This is a genomic window from Bacteroidota bacterium, from assembly GCA_013360915.1.
In the GTDB taxonomy this organism is placed as follows: Bacteria; Bacteroidota; JABWAT01; order JABWAT01; family JABWAT01; genus JABWAT01.
Genome location: JABWAT010000001.1, coordinates 693,107 through 712,401 on the forward strand (window position 1 = coordinate 693,107; position 19,295 = coordinate 712,401).

General features: G+C 50.0%; 15 protein-coding genes. 4 read left to right on the top strand and 11 right to left on the bottom strand.

All coding sequences use genetic code 11. The features are described 5' to 3' along the window. The first annotated feature begins 189 nt into the window (after window positions 1-189). The 3 genes from HUU10_03020 to HUU10_03030 all read left to right on the top strand — a co-directional run bounded on the left by HUU10_03020 (window position 190) and on the right by HUU10_03030 (window position 6,199). Window positions 190-2,907 (top strand): pyruvate, phosphate dikinase, encoded by a 2,718-nt coding sequence (locus HUU10_03020; protein NUQ80559.1) that lies wholly within the window; start codon window positions 190-192, stop codon window positions 2,905-2,907. Window positions 2,908-3,039: 132 nt separating this feature from the next. Further along, window positions 3,040-4,563 (top strand): hypothetical protein, encoded by a 1,524-nt coding sequence (locus tag HUU10_03025; GenBank protein ID NUQ80560.1) that lies wholly within the window; start codon window positions 3,040-3,042, stop codon window positions 4,561-4,563. 37 nt (window positions 4,564-4,600) lie between these two features. Further along, window positions 4,601-6,199 (top strand): hypothetical protein, encoded by a 1,599-nt coding sequence (locus HUU10_03030; protein ID NUQ80561.1) that lies wholly within the window; start codon window positions 4,601-4,603, stop codon window positions 6,197-6,199. Window positions 6,200-6,210: 11 nt separating this feature from the next. Here HUU10_03030 and HUU10_03035 read toward each other — a convergent pair whose 3' ends face one another. From HUU10_03035 to HUU10_03075, 9 genes are all read right to left on the bottom strand, one after another. Next, a complete protein-coding gene (locus HUU10_03035) occupies window positions 6,211-7,320 on the bottom strand; it encodes an FIST C-terminal domain-containing protein (protein ID NUQ80562.1) in 1,110 nt (369 codons plus the stop codon). A 27-nt stretch (window positions 7,321-7,347) separates the two neighbouring features. Next, window positions 7,348-8,670, bottom strand: a complete 1,323-nt coding sequence (pepQ, locus tag HUU10_03040; protein ID NUQ80563.1) for a Xaa-Pro dipeptidase — start codon at window positions 8,668-8,670, stop codon at window positions 7,348-7,350. A gap of 27 nt (window positions 8,671-8,697) precedes the next feature. After that, window positions 8,698-9,192, bottom strand: coding sequence for a DinB family protein (locus HUU10_03045; protein NUQ80564.1), 495 nt, complete (start codon window positions 9,190-9,192; stop codon window positions 8,698-8,700). Continuing rightward, entirely contained in the window at window positions 9,182-9,970 is a 789-nt protein-coding gene (locus HUU10_03050; protein ID NUQ80565.1) for a hypothetical protein, read from the bottom strand. Before HUU10_03050 ends, HUU10_03045 begins: the two co-directional genes overlap by 11 nt. A gap of 121 nt (window positions 9,971-10,091) precedes the next feature. Continuing rightward, window positions 10,092-11,549 (bottom strand): flippase, encoded by a 1,458-nt coding sequence (locus HUU10_03055; protein ID NUQ80566.1) that lies wholly within the window; start codon window positions 11,547-11,549, stop codon window positions 10,092-10,094. Next, window positions 11,549-12,961: a hypothetical protein gene (locus HUU10_03060; protein ID NUQ80567.1), complete on the bottom strand. Its 1,413-nt coding sequence runs from the start codon at window positions 12,959-12,961 to the stop codon at window positions 11,549-11,551. Before HUU10_03060 ends, HUU10_03055 begins: the two co-directional genes overlap by 1 nt. Further along, entirely contained in the window at window positions 12,958-13,656 is a 699-nt protein-coding gene (locus HUU10_03065) for an HAD family hydrolase (GenBank protein NUQ80568.1), read from the bottom strand. The genes HUU10_03060 and HUU10_03065 overlap by 4 nt, the downstream gene beginning before the upstream one ends. After that, window positions 13,653-15,134 (bottom strand): DUF3808 domain-containing protein, encoded by a 1,482-nt coding sequence (locus HUU10_03070; protein ID NUQ80569.1) that lies wholly within the window; start codon window positions 15,132-15,134, stop codon window positions 13,653-13,655. Before HUU10_03070 ends, HUU10_03065 begins: the two co-directional genes overlap by 4 nt. Next, window positions 15,127-16,368, bottom strand: a complete 1,242-nt coding sequence (locus HUU10_03075; GenBank protein ID NUQ80570.1) for a dicarboxylate/amino acid:cation symporter — start codon at window positions 16,366-16,368, stop codon at window positions 15,127-15,129. The genes HUU10_03070 and HUU10_03075 overlap by 8 nt, the downstream gene beginning before the upstream one ends. A 232-nt stretch (window positions 16,369-16,600) precedes the next feature. On the opposite strand from HUU10_03075, the gene ispE reads away from it, so the two are divergent. Continuing rightward, window positions 16,601-17,464 carry a 4-(cytidine 5'-diphospho)-2-C-methyl-D-erythritol kinase gene (gene ispE, locus HUU10_03080; protein ID NUQ80571.1) on the top strand — a complete coding sequence of 288 codons (864 nt, stop codon included), beginning with the start codon at window positions 16,601-16,603 and terminating at the stop codon, window positions 17,462-17,464. Window positions 17,465-17,466: 2 nt separating this feature from the next. Here ispE and HUU10_03085 read toward each other — a convergent pair whose 3' ends face one another. After that, window positions 17,467-19,026, bottom strand: a complete 1,560-nt coding sequence (locus HUU10_03085) for an SPOR domain-containing protein (GenBank protein ID NUQ80572.1) — start codon at window positions 19,024-19,026, stop codon at window positions 17,467-17,469. A gap of 14 nt (window positions 19,027-19,040) precedes the next feature. Beyond that, complete coding sequence (locus HUU10_03090) at window positions 19,041-19,292, bottom strand: HU family DNA-binding protein (protein NUQ80573.1); 252 nt, start codon at window positions 19,290-19,292, stop codon at window positions 19,041-19,043. Window positions 19,293-19,295 lie beyond the last annotated feature (3 nt).

The window sequence follows — 19,295 nt, forward strand, 5'->3', positions numbered from 1 at the left end:
GATGATTTCATTTCTCATGATTTCACGCAAGTAAATTAGAGACATTATTGACCTTTTTTCATATAAGATAAATTCCATTAACCTTTAATTAGACTTCCCGGAAGCGTTTTCATTTGTTCTGTGATTTGCCAAAATTGCGGATATAAAGAGAAAATAGTTTGTTTATTAAGTCAAAAACGGAGAACGACAATGTCTGCTGAAAACCGGAAATACGTCTACTACTTTGGTCATGGAACATCCGATGGCCGTGCCGATATGAAAAACCTTCTGGGAGGTAAAGGGGCAAACCTTTGCGAAATGACCAACATGGGACTTCCGGTTCCCGCCGGTCTGGTAATCACCACCGAAGTGTGTGTTGAATACTATCAGAACAACTGGAATTATCCTCACGGACTTGAGAAACAAGTTGAAGAGGCCTTGTCAAAAATTGAATCGGACATGGGCAAAAAGTTCGGCGACACCAAAAATCCCCTGCTGGTATCAGTCCGGTCGGGTGCACGTGTGTCGATGCCGGGAATGATGGATACCATTCTGAATCTTGGATTGAATGATGAAACGGTTAAAGGGCTGATTGCCTCGACCGGCAATGAGCGTTTCGCCTATGACTCGTACCGGCGGTTTATCATGATGTACTCCGATGTGGTTCTCGGGGTCGGCAAGAAAGGTGAATCGAACTATTTTGACGAAGTGATCGAAAAGCGCAAACATGCCAAGGGGATTACTGATGACACCCATCTGGATGCAAAGGACCTGAAGGATTTTGTAAAGGAATTCAAAGCGCTGGTTAAAAAACTTTCCGGAAAACCCTTCCCCGAAGATCCGAAAGAGCAATTATGGGGTGCCATTGCAGCCGTTTTCCGGTCATGGATGAATCCGAGAGCCATTGAATACCGCAAAATTTACCAGATTCCTGAAAGCTGGGGAACCGCCGTCAATGTCATGGCCATGGTCTATGGCAACATGGGTGATGACTCGGGAACGGGAGTCGCATTTACCAGAAATCCGGCCACCGGCGAAAATAAAATTTATGGTGAGTATCTCATCAATGCACAGGGCGAAGATGTGGTTGCCGGGATCCGCACACCCAAACCTATCGCAGAACTGGATGCAGAAGCACCTGCCATTTACAAACAACTGCTCGATACGGCCCATACCCTCGAAAAGCATTACCGTGACATGCAGGATCTCGAATTCACGGTTGAACGCGGACGGCTGTTCATGCTTCAATGCCGGAATGGAAAACGGACAGGTATGTCTGCACTGCGGATTGCGGTTGACCTTGTTGAGGAAGGGTTAATTACCAAATCGGAAGCCTTGGGACGGATTGAACCCAATCAGTTAAACCAGTTGCTGCGCCCCACCTTTGATGCTGATGAGAAAAAGGCAGCCATTAAAGCTGGAAAATTACTGGGTAAGGGACTTCCTGCCGGCCCCGGAGCAGCATCGGGCCGCGTGGTTTTCCGGTCAGAAGACGTGGAAGACATGCTCAAGAAATACAATGAACCCGTTCTGCTGGTTCGTGTTGAAACCTCACCAGAAGACATCAGAGGAATGCGACTTTCTGAAGGTATTCTGACTGCACGTGGCGGGATGACCTCACATGCGGCTCTGGTAGCCCGTCAGATGGGTAAAGTCTGTATCGTGGGATGCGAGTCGATTTCCATCGATTATCATGATTTTACCATGACCATCAACGGTCAGACCTATGATCAGGGCACGTGGATTTCCATCGATGGAAATACCGGGGAAGTTATTTCGGGCCACCTGAAAACCAAACCTTCCGACGTGGTTCGCAAGTACGTTCTGAACGAAAACGTTACCGGTTCAGCCGACCTTCATTACTATGAAAAAATCATGGAATGGGCCGACGAGGTACGTTCTATGAAAATTTACGGAAATGCCGACCAGCCCGATCAGTGTGAAACCGCCATGGCCTTTGGTGCTCAGGGTATCGGTCTCTGCCGTACTGAACACATGTTCTTCGGTGAAGACCGGATTATGCTGGTTCGGGAAATGCTGTTGTCGGATACCGAGAAAGAGCGCCGGAAATATCTGGCCGGTCTGCTGAAACTTCAGCGGCAGGATTTTGAGGGAATTTTTGAAGTGATGAAGGGATACCCGGTAATTATCCGGACACTCGACCCGCCTCTTCATGAATTTCTGCCAAAGGACAAGGACACCCTCCGCGATGTAGCCATGGCCATGAAGGTTCAACCAGCCAGACTGCGTCGCAAGGTTGAGGAACTGCACGAGGAAAACCCCATGCTGGGAACCCGTGGTTGCCGGCTGGGAATCATCTTCCCTGAAATTATTGAAATGCAGGCACAGGCCATTCTTGAGGCTGCCATCAATGTGAAAGGAAAAGGCATTCCGGTCGATGTGGAAATCATGATTCCGCTGGTTAATACCCTGACCGAAATCAATCATCAGAAGGCGGTCGTTGATCGTGTGGCCCGGAAAGTCTTTGCGGACCGTCAAATCGAGATTCCGTATAAAGTCGGAACCATGATTGAAATTCCGCGTGCGGCTCTTACTGCCGATGAAATTGCAAAAACAGCCGAGTTTTTCTCCTTCGGTACCAATGACCTTACCCAGACCACCATGGGGATTTCACGGGATGACGCAGGAAAATTCCTTCCGTTCTACATCGAAAACAACATCTTCCCCGTCGATCCGTTTGTCACCATCGATCAGGCCGGGGTTGGTAAACTTATGCAATTTGCGGTACAGGGCGGCCGGATGACCCGGCCAGATATCGAAATCGGTATCTGCGGTGAGCATGGCGGAGAACCACAGAGTATCATGTTTGGTGCTTCCATCGGACTGAACTATGTGAGCTGTTCACCCTTCCGGATTCCGATTGCACGTCTGGCTGCAGCACAGGCTGCCCTTCAGGCGAAAAAGTAAGCAGTTCTTCAACCGACCCGGCAGCCCGATCCCGGACTGCCGGGTTTTCTTTTTCCCCCCGTTTGGCAATTCAATCTGTGTTACAGAAATTTGCCGTTTTTGCAATTTCCCGACAAGGTTTAGGTTGTTTTTATGCTCAGAACTCTGTTAATCATTCCCTTTACTCTGATAGTTTCCATCGGCTCATACACCGCCGGAAGAACCCAGGAGCCGGCCACAGAAGCGGAACAATGGAGGAAGGCAGCCAACCTTTCATATTACCCCGACCTTGCCTCTGTCATCACTGCCGTCAGAAATGAAACCGGCAAGGAAAAGGATCCCTTCTCCATCAACCGGAAACTTTTCAGATTCCTGCATAAAAATTACTTTACCCGGTATGATGAAAATGCCAAGCTGGGTGCCCTTTTCAGCCACAAGACCTACAATTGTGTGACGGCTGTGTACCTGTATGCCACGGTGCTTGACTCACTGAAACTTCCCTACCGTTTGTGGATGACTCCCATTCACATTTATCTGACCTTTCCTCACCGGGACCGTGAAGTAACTGTTGAATTAACCAATCCTGAAGACGGATTTGATCTGCGATTAAATGAATCGAATGTGGTCGATATCCTCGAGAAGTCAAAGATGATCACTGCCTCGGAACGGGAATCGAAAGGAGACCGTGAAATCATCAGAGAATTTCTGGAACAATCCAAAGAAATCAGCATGGCCGATGTTCCCTCCATTCTGCTGTACAATCAATTTGTCGAATTTGCAGAAGTTGAAGATTCTGAACGGGCTTTTTATGCCCTTTCATCCTCTTACAAACAATCACGTGTAATCAAGGACATACAAAAAACGCTGGTTGCGGTCTCAGAAAACTATGGATATGAACTCGTAAGGACCGGAAACACGGATAAGCTGGATTTGTTTTTAACGGAAGTGGAAGGGATTAAAAACTTTCCCATCAAGGGTTATGATGAAATTCTGCAGATATTCTCTGCCTACAGTGACAAAAAGATCAGAAGCAACCAGTTGACATCCACTGAGAAATGGGTTCAACGGCTCAGGGAATGGTTTCCGAAGGAACCACTCTATACCAATCAACTTGACGATATCGAGTTTGAAATTGCCATTGCCCGATACAACCTGCAGTTATCGGCCAGGCGTTACAGTGCCCTGTTTAAGCTCAGCCTCGAGACCTATTCCCGCTTTCCCCAGAAACCCCAATCGAAAATCATGCTGGACAATTCGTCCATGCTTTTCCTTAACAACCTTGCCATTGACGGCAACATGGATGAGGCCATTGAATTTGCAGATTCGCTTTACAGACACAATGCGGACCATCCGCAGTTCAGAGAATCCTATCTGTACGTTCTGGCCAAAAAATATGATTGGGTTCATCGAAAAAATCCCGTAAAACTTCAGGAACTGGAAAAATTGGCTTCCAAAGCCTCCGCTGTTGATCCCAATCATCCAATGGTTAAACAAATGATAGCCAACAATTACTTTCTGGCTGCCCAACCACTCATGAAAAAGGAAAAGTATAAAGAAGCCAAAGTTAAGATTCTTGCAGGTCTGGATGCTGATCCCGGGCATATCGGGTTGCTGGATGCCCTGCGAATGGTGAATGAAGTTCTCGAACTAAAAAACCGGGCTGCCAAACGAAAATAAATCCATTCTGTCACACGATACTACAGGTCAAATGATTATGAAATACAAGTCAGGTATTTTATGGGTGAGTCTGATCCTCCTGTTGGTATTGGGAAGCAGTTGTGGTACTTCCCGCAAGGTCCCCACATGGATACCCATCCGCGATGTACCAATGAAAAACTTTGGCTACAACCAAAAGCGTGAAGTGGGTGTCTACGTTGAATCGGGTAAGGACTCGGTTCTGGACATGGTTCTTACCAATGTTATTGAACTGGAACTGATGGCCAGTGGTTACAAACCGGTTAATTTATTCAAGCTGATTCATCCCTCTGTCAAATCTTCAAGGGAAAAGGCCCGTTTATCGGTTGATTCGGTCAGAACCATTGCAAAAACAAACAACCTCGGGTGGTTTGTTCACGCCGAATCGGAATGGAGCATTCTATCAAGAAAGTTGTTCGATGGTGTAACCCGGCGTTTCTCTTATACCTACTATAGCAATGTTGCTGAATTGCATTCCCGATTAATTGGCTACAGCACCCTAACAGCAGATACGCTTTTTGCCTTTGATCAGACCACGGCCGGCAACATTTATCAAGGTGGAGATACCAATTGGAAACTTAAACAGGATCCTACCTATGCAGTTGCAGCCCTTCAGGTTGGAAAAGCGCTTGGTAATCTGCCTATGGCAAATGAAGTTGCAGATTCACCCGGAACCCGGTATCTGCCGGTGCGGCTGGTTGCCGATGTTTCCTACCGCAACCGGTTTCCTGACTGGAGAAGCCGGCTTCAATTAAGGTTGATTCTTGCCAATGACATTTTAGAGCCCCAATTCGGTATCAAATTAAAACCAGTGGAAATTTTGGAATGGAAGCATATTGCAAGTGATAGCTTTGAACTTTCCTATCACCAACTGATCAAAGATTTTAAATCGGATAAATCAATTTACACGCTTGGTTTTATCCATACACTGAACATGGAACGCAGCTGGGAGAAAATGAGTGAACTTGGAATGGGGAGTATCGGTGGGCAACACAGTGTCATCCGTGCACAGCCAAGCATGCCCTCCATTGGCCGATGGAATCCGGTTGAAGAAGCACTTACGATTGTACATGAGTTGGGACACAACTGGGGTGGTGTACACACCTTCCGGGTTGAATCAATTCAGTATCCAAGCGGTGAATTTCTCTCCTATCAGTTCGATCCGATAAATAGGGAAATTATTCGTTCCTTTTCTGACAGCGCAGCCAGTTTGAATGCCAGATCACGAATCAGAAAACTGGCTGAGTTATATAGTGCTGAAAAGAAAAAAGCGGGAAAATCCTTTTACTTTTTCGGTATGACACTCGGGGCTTCAGTATATACCTATACAGGAACGGGAGAAATTGACAGTCTGATGCTGAAAGATCCCTTTGATATCCGGGATTTCTTCAGGGAGATGGTTCCCGATACAGCGCTGCAGGCATCGGCCATGGCAGCCTATCTGAACGAAAAGAAAAATTATACATTCGCTGAATCGGTATTGGATGAAGCCATCAAACAATACCCTGACGATGCCGAATTGTATTTACTTTTATCGTTCACCTACCTTGATCTTGATCGTGAAAAGGAAGCCTGGGAAGCCTACCATAAATGGGAAAAGCTGACAGATAATGAGTAATTGCTTTTCGCTCAGAACCTGCCAACCACAACCGTTTTGTTGTAAATTTCCAGAAATGAATCGCCCGAGTTGGCCACTTCACCCAACGTGAGGGCGCCCATGAGCTGACCCGAGGGTCCGATTCGTGACAATTCCTGATCAAAGTCCGACTGAAGGTACAGCACCCGGCTGATGCAATCGATGCATAAAACCGGCCTGGAGTTCTGGCTGGCAGAGGATAGAATTCCGGCTTTCTGGCTGGCTGCTGAGGCCCCGGCAAGCAAGGTTTGCTTGTTTCCATGCAGAATCTGAATGTATTCTCCTTCGAGAATATCATCGAGAATCGAAATCGATGAACCATCGGTTGCAAAGGGATCTCTCACAATCATTTCACTGTCCAGTTTGGCAATTCCTAGCGGATAGGACTTTGCGATGTTGAAAAAATCCTCTGGTGTGATTTCCTGTCCGGAATGCGTTCTGATCACCGACTGATACTCCTCGAAAGCCGGCTTCCGGTTAATCTGGTGGACCACATTCCCGCTGGCCTTGGTCACTTTCATCGGGTCAGAAACCGGTTCCCATCCGTGAGCCACTCCGATGCTCAATCGTTGGTCTGCCAGACCGATGACCGCTGCATCACTCATCATTCCGGCCGGACTGATGATGCACTGAATAGAAGTAAACGACAGAGAACCGGCGCCCCCTCCGAAATAGGTGCATCCATTCCCGAAATAGTTATAAAGCGACTCGATCAGATCGGTTTTCTGCTTCCCCATGCTGTCATAAAAAATAAACACAGACTTTTGGGTGATGATGGTATCGGCAAAGACACCATCGAGTTGACCGAGAAGATCTCCCATGGACGTATTCATGGGTAAAACAGTCACCTGAACCGGAAAAGGCAGCCCGAGCAGCAGAACCCCGGTTTCTTTCCGGTGCCCATCCGAAATAATTTCAGGAAACACCCCGCCGAGCAGAGGTTTACCCGCCTTTTTGAAAATGGCATTCAGTTCGCGATCGGAAGGCCGGTCCTTTTCTGCCATCAGAATCAGAACCGATTGCACTTCAGGATCAGCCTCCCAACGAGCCAATTGTCCGGCAAGGCCTTCTGTCAGGTTTTTCTCAAAAAACTGGCTTTTCATTTGGGCCTCCATCGAAGAAAAAAGTGATCAGGTCCAGTGTTCACGCGTCAGGTTTACAGGTCCGGAAGCTGTCATCAGCACATTGTCTTCTATCCGGATTCCTCCATATTTTCTGAAGGAATTTACCCGGTCCCAGCGAATAAAACGGCCTTCCGGTTTCGATTTAAGATCGCTCAGCAGCGGATCAATAAAATACAGACCAGGTTCAATGGTAAAAACAAACCCGGCTTCAATGGGTCGTGTTAACCGCAGAAAAGGGTGACCTTCCGGTCGCGGGTACAAATCTCCGGTCTGATTAATGGCATGACCGGCAATGTCATGGACCTGCAAACCAAGCAAGTGACCGATTCCATGCGGGAAAAAGGTGCTGGTTACTCCGGTTTCGACCAGAGTGTCTGCCGATTCATCAGAGAACCTGAATTGGTTCAGCAACCGGCCAACTGCTGCATGTGCCCTGAACTGGGAATCGGAGTAGGATTCTCCCACTTTCAGTTGGGCGATCAGCGCCAGTTGTTCTTTATCCATGGCCGCAACCAGGTCTGCAAACTCATCCTTCCGGTAACTGTAAGTCCGGGTAATATCCGCAGCATATCCGAAAAACGAGGCGCCCGCATCCAGCAGGAAGGAATGACGGTCCGATTCGGGTTTTGGCTTCTTGTCTGTCAGCGGGTAATGCAGGGTGGCTGCATGCTCATTGATGGCCACAATATTCCCGTAAGGCAGATCCATTTCCATTTGCTGAGAAGCTTTCAGATAGGCCAGGTGACAGTCAAACTCCGATCCGCCTCTGAAAAATTCATCCCGGGCCGCCTGGTGACCGGCAATGGCCGACCGGGTGGCTTCCTTCATGCAGGCCACTTCAAATCCGGTCTTGACCGCACGCGGGTAATGCAGGCGGTTCAGCAGATGCGCTGGGTTTAACTGTTTGATTCCCATTTCCTTGAACCGGACTCCGGCCGGTCCCACATAGACGGCGGAGGACCGGTTTTCAGGCAGGTGCTTTCTGATGGCTTCGGGACCACTGATCACTTCGATTTCAAACGAATCGGACCAGAATCCAACCGGCTCCTCGGGAACCGGATACCAGAAGTCGGTCACCTGACAGTACAGTAAAAGTGCCTTTTTCCCCGGCCGGATGATGAGATAACTGTCGGGAAGCTGATGCAATGGAACCCAATAATTGAAATGAGGATTTACCCGGAATGGTTGGTGAAGATCATCCAGAAACCGTACATCGGTCGTCCCGCTGTCGATGAGCATCCAGTCATAGCCCAGACTGGTCATGGCAGATTCATACAGGGTTTTTACGCGCTGGTGATGGTCCTGATAGAGTGATTTCCAGTTGGTCATGGTCGGGTCCTTTTCAGTCCTTTGGCTTCAGATTCTATATTTTAACAATGAAAGTACGTGGGTCCGGTCATGTCTGGCCATCATGGTGACCATCCGGTACAAATCGACCGGACCTTCATCGGGGTGCCGGCTTTTCCAATCCCAGGCTTCATCTTCCGTTTGCCCCAGTTCATTGATGGTCTGATTGCGGGCCTTTTCCAGTTGCCGCGTCAGTTGTCTGATATTGCCGGTAAAGGCGGTCACCGAAGCCGGATTCACCTGATCCGATCCGGATGGAACTAGGGTTTTCAATTTTTTTATAATCGCTCCGAACCGATGTTCCCGGCACCAGTTTTCCCAGAAAATCAGATGGGAAAGGGTTTGAATTCCATTCCATTTTCCATCGGGCACCTGCAGGGATTCCAGCCAGGAGGCATTCGATACAAACCAATCACCCATCTGCCTGGAGTGTGATAAAAAGGCACCGACCACTTCAATGGGTTCACCGGAAAGTAGCGATTGCTCGTCAACTTCAGGAAACATGATCCATGGCTCCTTCCGGCGATGAAAACAAATAGAACCGACCAACTGCCACATTCTTTTTCTGAGGGAACCGGTCACACAGCCGGTAATCCCAGACCGCAGTCAGGGTTTTACCGGGCGAGACTTCAATCTCAGCCAGCCAGTACGGTTCACCTGTCAGCGAATTCACCCGTCGCTCGCAGGAGGCAATCAATCCGGAAACCACCACATCGGCCGACCAATCACTGGTCTCTCCGTTTTCCCAAGACAATCCGGATACCGATAGCAATTGCATTTTAAATGGGCTTCCGATGGTGAATTCATATTGGTCAGGAGAGTCGTACAAGGTCAATTCCTTTCCGAAGGCCGCCAGACACCACCGGGTAGTTTCGGTCTGAACCGGGGGAATCCGCTCGGCCACCAGGTGACCTGCCGGTTCTGAAGTCAGCATATCATGCCATTCATCAGGCCCGGGCGTATGCGAGGCCACCACCTCTGCCTTGACTGACCCGGACCTGAAAAACGGGGCCATGGTGATCAGGGAATCTCCATCCAGTCTGATCCACAATTCGGGTCCGCTGCCTTCTCGGATAACCCGGCAGTCACCCAGTCTGGTTCCTTCCATGCGCACCTTTTCTTCCCAACGTTTCCAGACGGTTTCATCAAAAAAACCGGGGAACCCGATGCTTGAAAAATGGGAAATTTCCTGCTTTTCATAATGGGAGATGGTCCGTTTCCGGTAAAGAATGTAGGAAACAAGGCCCCCTGCAAGCAACACAAGGATAATAAATAGAGTCAAACCCGATCCGATCTGTTGGCTGTTAAAAATTCACCGGATAAAATAGGAAAATCCGGCATCAGATGCTGAACCAAATGCCGGGATTGATCGGCTGAACGGTGGTTCCCGGTTTACCGGCGCGTCATGGATCGGCTGGCGGATTCTGGAAAACCGCCGATCGGGTGGTTTTCATGGCACTCCAGTCTTCATCCGTCACCAGTGATAATAACCGGGCTGCCAGCAGAGCCAGCACGGGAAGAAGAATCAGGTTCAGCATCCAGGGAAAATCAGACAATACATAACCGCAACCCATCACAAACAGAATGAGCAGTAACCAGGAAGGGACCCAATCCGTTTTCCAGGCCGACTTCATTTGTTTATTGACCAGCAGCAGCAATACAATCATCAGACCCGATTCGGAAAGCAAGGTTGAAAAGGCGGCACCGGTCACTCCATAAACCGGAATGAGAAGATAATTTCCGGTTACGTTGATGATCACAGAGCAGGCCGTTGCAAACAAACTGGCCAGTGTGGTTCCCTCTATCAGCAACCGGTGAAGCAGCACCAGATTAACGGCCATGGGAATCAGACCCCATAACAGAACCTGTGCCATCGGACCAGATTGCCGGAAATCCTCACCAAACAGACCGGAAAATGTTGAGTCTGCCATAAAAAACAGGATGGAGGGAATCAGGGAGGCAAACACCACCAGCAACCGTAACGACCGGTTTAACCAATCACCAAACCGTTCATCCTGACCTGCATACCAACGATTCAGAGAAGGAACGAGCGTACTGAAGGCCAGAACCGACATGGTATGACTGAAATCGTGAATACGGGCCACGGCCTGATACTGTCCAATCAGGTCGGCACTGATACCAGCCGCCTTCATCATGACCATGTCGATGCGCAGATAGATCAGGGTCAGAAAAGCCGACAACCCCAGTGGAAGCGCCATTCGGACCATGACCGCAAACTGAAAATCAGGCAGACCTTCCAACAGATGGCGGTATTTCCTGATTTTTACAAAAAACCAGCCTATACCAACCAAAAGGAGAATGGTCTGTACCAGCACACCGGCCCAGACTGCCTGTGCGAGAGAACCGGTAATGAGAAGGATGGAAATTCCGGCAGCCGCTGTTCCGGTCCGTTGGGCGATTTTCAGAACCGATTCTTCGAGTTGCCAGTCGAAGGACTGAAACAGATGAAACAAGCCATCTGCCAGACTGCCGATGGCAAGAAAACCGATAATGGCCGGTATCAGGATTTCTTCGGCAGGTGTCCAGGTCCAGAGCCGGGTTGCCAGATAACCCATGATCACAAACAGAGCAGTCAGACCAATCCGCAGGGGGACCACCACACGCAGTACCGCCGAAAGATTGGCAGGATTCCGGCTGATTTCTCTGAGTGAAGTTAGGTTCAGTCCCAAATCACTGATTACCATAAAAATGGCCAGAAAACTGAAAACCGCTGCATAGTAACCGATTTCCTGCGGACCCAATACACGGGCCATCACCAGGAAAAATCCGAACATGCTCAACCGGGCAATTCCTTCAGCAACCACGCGGGCACCGGCACGAAAAGCCAGAGAAGTCACCATCAGTCCGGATCCCCGCCCATCCAGGCATGTCCCGAATGGCAGATTTGCAATACCTTCAGATAGGTTTCTGACCATCCGCTGTCAAATTGCGGGTGAAAGCCATTGTGAAATAGCACGGAAACATCTCCCTGCCACTGACGAACGGTTTTCAGAAGGGCCTCCAGGCGGACCCTCGCACCATCGGGAGTCATGGAACGATAATCACTGGCCGTGGCATCCATAAAAATCAACGGGATATACCAGACGGAAGTGACACTCCAGGTATCGAACCGGAAACCCGGAAAGGGATGCACGGTTGCCCGCCGGAATCCCTCGTGATCATGAAATCCAAGTGTAAAATCACGCACTATTCCGGCCGATTCATGTACCGCTGGTGTCCGGTCCGGATCAAACATGAGAAAATGCTGCCGGACATAAAGTTTTGAGCCGGGAATCGCCTCCTTAAGCACATTCCAGTCTCGGTAGAACTGTTCATCATCACTGGCCGACTTCAGTGTGGGATGCAATCCGATATCCACCTTCCCCTCAGCGGATAGTTGTTCCAGCCGGTGAACGGCCGGATGACGGAAACTGATTTTACTGTCCCGGCGGGTTCCCTTCCCTGCCCGAAGAAACACCACCGGGCGAGCATTCACCCGCTCTGCCTGTGCCAGTAACCAGACGAGCGATTCCGGGTAGGGATCCGGTTGGGTGCGCCACTGCCTGATTTCGGAAAGAAGGTCCTGGGTTGCGTCTGCGGAAGGTGATGTCAGCATTCGCAGGCCTTTCCTGATAAAAAAACCCGCGGTCCACCGTTTCAGGTGGTCAATATCATGGGTCAGTCTTATCCGCCAGGAATGACGGTTATGAAAACGGAAGGAATCTGGTACCGACAAGGCATGCAACCCCTGCAGCAGGGCCGAAACGGTTTCTTCTGCTAATGGGCGTTCTGTCAGGTTCAGGCGTTCAATCAGACTTCCCCTGTGAGTAACCCTGCCCAGTGAATCTTTTGGTGAAAATCGCTCATCCCACCCCGACAAAAGCAAAAACAGCTGAGAGATGAGATCGGCTTCGTAGGTGATGACTTCATTATCAAAACGGATCAGTTGTGCAGACTGGCGGTTAACGGGAAAAAGAGCCGGAAATTCCTCTTCCCTGAGCCGGTAATTCTGAACCAATGTTGCGGGAAAAGCTCTCCCGGAAAAAAACAGGTTGGCTGCATCGGGACTGTAGGGTAAAAAAATCCTTCTGGGCAATTTCTGATAGGACGATTCCCTTTCCGGGTGGTCCCAGATCAGCACCGGGTCCTCACCAGCTGTCAGAACCGGCTGGATGTCGAACTTTTCGTGCGACAGAAGACTGTTCACATACCGGAGCACCAACTCCAGCATTGCAAGTGGTTTCCCATTCAGAGGGGTAAAAACGGCAATCATACCAACCTGGCCAGAACATCCGGCAAACCGTCGAGTGCGCCGATGGAGGCAATGGCTTTTTCGGGTTTGATCCCTGCACCGGAATAATCAAAGAAAACCGGCAACCACCCCGCCTCGGAGGCCCCGTTTACATCCGATTCCACTGAATCCCCGACATAGATAATCCGTTCAGGAGGAAACCCGCAGGCCTGTTCGGCAATCCGGAACAACCGGCGATCGGGTTTATGAAAACCGGCTTCCTCACTATAAATGACCGGGTCGAACCGGTCCTCCCACCCGAGGGTCTTTAGTTTCTCGCGTTGAATATCGGCAAAACCGTTGCTCAACAGTCCAACCCGTCCGGTCACAGGTCTGAGTGAATCGAGTAACCGGGCAGCACCGGGGACTTCATGCCAGTTCTGCTGGTAACGCAGGTAGTAGTGCCGGGTAAAGTCCGATTCGAGATGGGACAGACCGAAACGGGCAAGGGTTTCAGAAAACCGCCGGTGACGGACCTCATCCTGTGTGATCCGGTAGGCGGCATAATCCTTCCAGAGCTGAGTATTAACCCGGTGATAGTCGGCCAGAATAAGGTCGAACTGCGCATCCGAACCCATCACTGTCATCAGGGTTTCGCGGAAAGCCTGGCGTTCCGCCCGGGAATGATCAATCAGTGTGTTATCCAGATCGAGGTAAAGGAAAAAGCGGTCTGTCATTTTCCATCCAGCCGTTTTCGTTCAGTATCAATTTCGCGGTGAAGCGAATTGACAAATAAATGATCTTCCATCTCATCAGCCTTTGCATACCAGGCCAGCGCTGAGGCTTTCCTTCCTGCATCTGCCTCCATTTTTCCCAGATGAAACAGGGACTGTGCCCTGATCCATTCATGGTCTGGCGGACAGAGTTTAATAGCCAACTGATACTCTCTGACAGCCTGGTCAGTTTGTTTCTGGTGATCGGCCAGTCGTCCCAATCTGAAGTGGGTTTCGGCAATCAGGCGGGTATCCTTTCCTGCCAGTTCCATGGCAAGCCGGTACTGTTCTGCTGCTTCCTTAAAAAATCCGGCATCGAAATAATTCCGCCCCAGCCAGGCCTTTTTTTCGGCATCCGACATGGGGGTTTGTGCCCAACGTTCAGACTCTGAAACCATGTACAGATCAAAATCATTGTTTTCATTCGGTTCAATTTTCCTGTACTGGGCCAACGCCTCTTTCCTGCGGCCAGTCAGTTCATAACTGAGACCAAGCCTGAAATGGCCCAGACGGCGCAGCGAATTTCCTTTAAACTTTGCCAGAATATCCTCGAAAAGGGGAATGGCTTTGTCGAACCGGTTCATAAAGTAGTAACCTTCCGCGATCCTGAACCGGATAACGTCGGAAAAAGCAGGCATGGTATCGCGGAACCGGGTGTATTCCTTCTCCATCAGCGCAACAGCGGCCGGAACCTGCTTATCGCGCTGCAGGGCCACCGCTTTCATGAGGACAAACACTCCATTTCCCGGGTATTGTGTCAGCAAGGTATCCAGATGGGCAATGGATTTTTCAGGATTCCGGTTGGTAAACAGTTCAATCGCCGACAGAAAAAACCGGGATTCGGCAGAAGATACCGTGCCGAACCGGGCAGACCATTCCAGATCCCGGATTCCTTCAGCCATGGAACCATTCAGACCAAAAATCGAGGCCAGCCAGGTCAGACGTGAGGGAATGGCTCCCGCCACATACTTCATGGTGCCGGTTCCTTTGCGGATATCGGGATTTTTCGGATCCAGTTCAGCAGCTTCCTTGTAATGATTCATTGCAGACCGCCCGCTCCAGGCTGCCGACACATACTCTTCGCTGCGCATTCTGACGATGGCCTTCCACATTTGAAGGTCGCCCAGCAGGTAAGCACGTTCTGCGGTTTCCGGTTGCGATTCAATCAGATCCATGGCCGATTCCAAACGGGTATCAAAAACGGGAATCCGCTCATTTTGTTCGGTGATCAGGTATTGCCAGGCCGTGATCTGAACCTGATAAAAGGCATTCAGGTAGGGAACCGGTGCCTTTTTGATTAGCTGTTCTGCTTCGGTAAACCTGAAATTCAGGATGGCCGACCGGATTCCGGTGTAGGGCTCACTGCCGGTTTCGGAAAATCCGGTGTTTCCATCAGCGTAACCTGCACCAAAAAATGTGAGAAACAGAAACAGATTAAGCATTCTTTGAAGAACCGTTTTCTGTTTGATCAAGAAGGTTTTCGGTCGAGGCCACCACCGAGGCAACCACGCCATCTCCTGTCACATTCACCGTGGTCCGCATCATATCAAGAATACGGTCAATTCCGAAAATCAGGGCAATTCCTTCTGGCGGAACGTGAACCGACTGCAGGACAATGATCAGCATGATCATACCAACCCCCGGGACTGCCGCTGTTCCGATCGAGGCAAGGGTTGCTGTCAGAATGATCACCATTTGCTCGCTGAGTCCCAGATCAATTCCATATACCTGAGCAATAAACAAGGCGGCCACTCCCTGATACAGGGCCGTTCCATCCATGTTTATGGTGGCACCAAGCGGAAGAACAAAACTGGTGACTTCCTTTTTAACTCCGAGTTCCTTTTCGCACACTTCCATGTTTACCGGAAGCGCTGCGGCTGAGCTGGAGGAACTGAATGCCACCAATTGAACTTTAACAAACTTCCTGATGAAGAAAAACAGGGGAATTTTGGAAAACAGCACCAGAATCGGAAGGTAAACCAGCAAAACATGCAGGCCCAGACCGGTTGTTACGGTCACGAAATAGACGCCCAATGGTTTAAGAATATCGAACCCAAAATCGGCAATGACAGCTGCGATTAGGGCGAAGACACCAATGGGAGCCACTTTCATAATCATATCGATGACTCTGATGAGAGCATGCGTCAGTCCGTCAAAGAATCGGATGACCGGTTCTGCCAGCCGATCATCGATCCGGTTAAGAGCCAGGCCGAGAATCAGGGCAAAAAAGACCACCTGAAGCATTTCGCCCCGCTCGGTAGCCAGCGAGTAAAACGGATTCAGCGGAACAATCTCAACCAGCATGTCGGTAAAATTCAGAGAGGTCCCTTTCATTTTTTCCGATACCACCGAAGAGTACTGACTGTTCAGCCGCTCTTTCATTGATTCATCAAGACCCGATCCGGGCTGCAGAATATTTCCCACCATCAGTCCAATGGAAACCGCCAGGGCAGTGGTGGTGGTGTAGAGTAAAAACGTTTTGGTTCCGATCCGTCTCAGTTTACTCAGGTCCCTGAGGGAAGCAACCCCTACAATCAGCGATGCCAGCACCAGTGGAACGGCCACCATGGTGATCAGACGGATAAAAATCGTTCCGATGGGCTTGATCCATGGAATAACCGACCCGGACCAGCCGGCCTCATTAATGATAAAACCAACCAGAATGCCGAAGCCCATTCCGATAAAAATCTGCCAGTGCAGGGCAAGGGACCATGTTTGTTTTTTCAAAGCAAAATCTCCGGAAATGGTTCGCGCAGGTTGCAGCGGCAGGGTGCCGGGCAGTTTAACTGGAAAAACTAAAAATAACCGATTCGGGCCACTTTACGCAACCATCTCATCCATCCTGGCCCGGGCACCTTTCTTTTGCCGGCGGATGACAGTTTATTGTCGGTGGCGTATACTTGCAGATATGAACCACCCACAAACCCTTCGTGCCTGGGCCAAAATCAACCTGGGCCTGAGAATTCTTAATAAACGTCCGGATGGCTATCATAATATCGAATCCATCTTCCACTATATTGATTGGTATGATAGCCTGCAATTCACCGCTGCCTCAGGTTTTTCTTTCAGTTGTTCAGACACCCGTCTGCCGGTTGATGATCAGAATCTGGTGGTCCGGGCGGTCAGACGGGTGGAATCCATTTTGGGATTCACCTTCCCTTTTCATATCCACCTGATCAAATCCATTCCTTTTGGTGCCGGACTGGGCGGAGGTTCATCAGATGCAGCCACGGTTCTGCGTTTTGCGCAACGGCAGTGGCCCGGAAAGCTGAGTGATGATACCCTTGGACACATTGCTGCCTTTCTGGGCTCTGATGTCAATTTTTTCCTCAGTCCGGTGACTCAGATCGCCTCAGACCGGGGCATTCATCTTAAACCGCTGAATTTTACCATTCCCGGTTGGATTTTAACCGCCTTTCCGCCCACCGAGGTCCCAACCGGATGGGCCTATCAGCAGGTCAGGCCGTTTGACCGGTATGAACGTTCCCTGACTGACATCGCAAATGACCATCCACCGATCGATAACTATACCGGTTTGTTCGTGAATGATTTTGACGAACCGATTGCCAGACTGAAGCCGGAAATTGCTCAGCTCAAATCTAAATTACAGTCCACGGGCGCTCTATATGTGTCACTTTCTGGAAGCGGAAGTGCCTGTTTTGCCGTTTACAACGACAAAAGCCGGGCAGAGCTGGCGGCCGGTCTTCTGTCTGCAGAGGTCCCGGTCTCGCTGACTCCACCCGGCTTTTTACCGGATAGTCAATACTTCTGACTTTATTTCAGCCGATCCACCCATGCATCGGGAATGTCGGCTTTCAGTTCTTCAAGACCTGCCAGCGCCTTCGCCCTCGAGGTGAACTGACCTAACCGGACACGGAACACCTGTTTTCCGTTCACGTCAGCCGCCTGAACAATGCCCTCATATCCTTTAGCCTTCCATTGACCCAGTAATTTATCGGCAGCTGCCTGGGTTGGGAACGATCCGATGTTAATCGAAAAACCTCCCTTTGCCGGATCGATTGGTGATTGGAAACCCGCGTGTGTGGCTGTTGTTCCGGCAGGTTCTGCAGCGGGTTTTTTCGGAGCAGGTTTCTCAGCAGGGGCCTGAGCCGTCTTGGTGGCTGGTGCAGGTTCCTTTGGTTTTGTCTCCTTAACCGGCTGGCTTGAAGGCTTTTTCGTTTCCTGCGCAGGAGCCGGCTTGGTTGTTACGGGTTCTGCCGGTGTTTTTGCAGCTGGTTTTACAGGTTCAGTTTTTGTTGTCTGATCCTTGACATGCGCTGTATTTACAGGAGCCGTTGCCAGGTCCTGAGAGGTAACAGGAGGGGTGACCTTGGCCGGTTGAGTGGCAGTAACCGAATCACTGGCTGATTTCAGATATTCTTCTTTCTTGGCGGTATCACCACTCATGAAATACCAGATGGCGGCCACCAATATGAGAATCCCAAGTGCGATGAGCCCCCAAAGCTTTTTATGATCCATTTCGCTTCCGAGCTCGGTCGGACTCAGAACATACTCGGTTGGATCAATTTTTTTGTTGCCTTCTGCAGTTGCTGCAGGAGGAGCCTGGAAGGCCTTTGGTGCCGCAGGCTCAGGTGTTGAAACCGGTTCCGAAGCCTGGAATCCCGGAGGACGAATCGGACCTCCGGTATCGGCTGCCGGTATGGAAGCCGGTGCAGGAACTTCCTGATGCACCAGAGACGGAGCCGGGGGCTCGGGCAAAGATGCAGGCTCTGGTTCCTGAGCCATGAACGGTTCAGGTGACAGAGAAGGCTCCGGTTCTGGAATAACAGCAGAGGGCAGCGGTTCAGCAAGGTCGCTTTCCTGAACGGCTGGTTCATCCCACGTAACCGGTTCCGGTTCTGAAAGTTCAGGTACCGATTCCTCTGCAAACCCGATGGTTTCGGGTTCTTCGGCAACAGGTAGCGGTACTGGCTCTGAAACAGGTTCAGCAACCGGTTCCGCCATGGGTTCCTCTGCAGGCACTTCAGTAAACGGGCTCTCAGAATCATCAAAAGAGATTTCTTCGGAAACCTCAGCAGCACTTTCGGCTGAATCGGCTGTTACAGCATAGGTTTCCAGACTTTCATCGATGGGAACCGGCTGTATGGTTTCGTATTTATAGTTAACCAGGCGGGCAAAGTCTGAATTCACTTCAAAAGAGAGTTTGCCATATTCCGACTGTACAAACGTTCCGAGTTCACCAAAATCAACCGGTGTTCCGGCCTGTACCTTTTCCAGGATCAGGGTGATCAGGGAATCAAGAACAACGGCGATGTCATTCGGATTTTTTTTGGTGTCAACCTGGAGTTGTTCAAAAAGTTTCTGGGCGTCCATCCGTGGTTATCCTTTCATCCTGCGGGAGTGAATTCAAGTGTATCCTTGGGTGGAAACATGACCAGCTTTCCGGTCTCGGGATCCAATTCCTTCAGACTGGCCAGGTGATGGACATGAAACGTACCCAAACCAGGCAGTTCGACAGGTTCACGATTGAGAATGGCCGTTTTTATTATCGCACTGAATGCGTTCAGGATGGGTTCAATTTCGGTATCGGACAGGTTGGTCCGTATCGAAATTTCCTGAACCAGAGTTTTCTGAAACATGGG